The sequence below is a fragment of the Salinihabitans flavidus genome, from assembly GCF_900110425.1.
In the GTDB taxonomy this organism is placed as follows: domain Bacteria; phylum Pseudomonadota; class Alphaproteobacteria; order Rhodobacterales; family Rhodobacteraceae; genus Salinihabitans; species Salinihabitans flavidus.
The window spans coordinates 1-1,351 of record NZ_FODS01000074.1 but is presented as its reverse complement, the minus strand read 5'-3'; the positions used below and the strand labels follow the sequence as shown (position 1 = coordinate 1,351).

Genomic DNA, 1,351 nt, shown 5'->3' with positions numbered 1-1,351 from the left:
GGAACTCGGCCGTGTAGCTCGGGGTGTGTTTCTTGTCTGTCATGAGGCTCACCTTTTGAGAGTTTTACTCTCCGGTAAACCCGGGGCGGTTCATTTGGTAGGTGAGCCGCTTGCCGACGATGCCAGTCACGCGAGGTCTGCGCGTTCGGTATCGCCAGTGCCAAGAGCCTGACGGTTGCTGTAGCGGAAGTCAAATTCAGCAAGGTAGCGGTGCAGGTGCTTTTCCTTGCAGTGCTGGTACACGCCGCGCATGATGCCGCGCTTGAAGATCGAGAAGTAGCCTTCAATGGTGTTGGTGTGGATGATGCCCCGCCCGTACTCTTTGCGGCCATGGTTGACGAAGGCGTGTATGTAATCCGCGTCGAGTCCGCCATTGAGGCCGCTTTCGTCGGTGGTAACCTTGGCTTCTGCATCCAGATTGTCGCGCAGAATGGGCAGCACGTTCTGTTTGTTCGCTTTCTTGACATGGAATCTTCGAACCCGCCCGGAGCGGTCCACCAGCGACAGGACAGCCATTTTGTGACCGGAACCGCCATGGAAGTGAAAGGGCTTGTCGCGGTTCTTCTTAAGGCTGTTGTGCTTAGCGCGGCGCGAACGGCCTTCATCATTGATGCGATAGTAGGTTTCATCAATCTCGACAATTCCGCCGCCGCCGCCCATCGGCGCAAGATCGCCGGAACGCATGGCTTCGCGGATACGGTGCGACATGAACCAAGCGGTTTTCAAAGTAACGCCGAGGATAGTGTTCCGCACCTAACGCAAGCTTCCCAGTCTGCCTCTGCTGCGCCTCCGTCGTTCAGACGAAGGTCCGAGCGGGCAGCAACGCGCACCGGGCGGACTTTACAAAGTCGGCCGACTTTAGCCGCGCCGACACAAAAACTTCCAGAGGGTTCGCCTATTTTTTGAGGCTTGCGAGCCGTTGTTGGACCATCGCAAATCGACGGAAAGATGGTCGTGCTGTGGTGAATTTCACACTGTCTGCTTGACGAAGGAACGTCTTGAAATTCTCTGTGGTATGGGCCGACTTAGCTCCAAATATCACTTCTCTTAGAACAAGGTTTGCGTCGAAATCAGCGAAGAATAATTCGTCCGGCTTAGCGAGCTTCAGCCCCTTTTCTTTGTCTGAAAGTGGAAACCAGTAGCGCCACTCTTCCTCATAAGACCAATGGCTACTTTTGGTTTTCCGAGCAATTTCGACCATTTTCTCATTGTATGCGGTATCGGTTAAGACCCGTCCATCTATCGGGTGTAGGTTATCTGACCTGCCCCCCAAAAACCGGGCCATTCAAAAGTAGAGTTTGTTCTCGTAACGTTCAAAACGACAAGGAGAACAGACGATGCGCAAATCACG

General features: G+C 54.0%; 1 protein-coding gene and 1 pseudogene. Both read right to left on the bottom strand.

The annotated features are described in order from the left end of the window. Nucleotides 1-64 precede the first annotated feature (64 nt). Nucleotides 65-738, bottom strand: a pseudogene (locus BMW66_RS19840) (IS1595 family transposase); the annotation flags it as partial. A gap of 157 nt (nt 739-895) precedes the next feature. Next, nucleotides 896-1,201, bottom strand: coding sequence for a hypothetical protein (locus tag BMW66_RS20215; protein WP_139196339.1), 306 nt, complete (start codon nt 1,199-1,201; stop codon nt 896-898). Between the last annotated feature and the right edge of the window lie 150 nt (nt 1,202-1,351).

Bases quoted from the DNA above. Each gene is read 5' to 3' on its own strand.
- BMW66_RS20215 (WP_139196339.1), bottom strand. From the start codon at position 1,201: ATGGTCGAAATTGCTCGGAAAACCAAAAGTAGCCATTGGTCTTATGAG.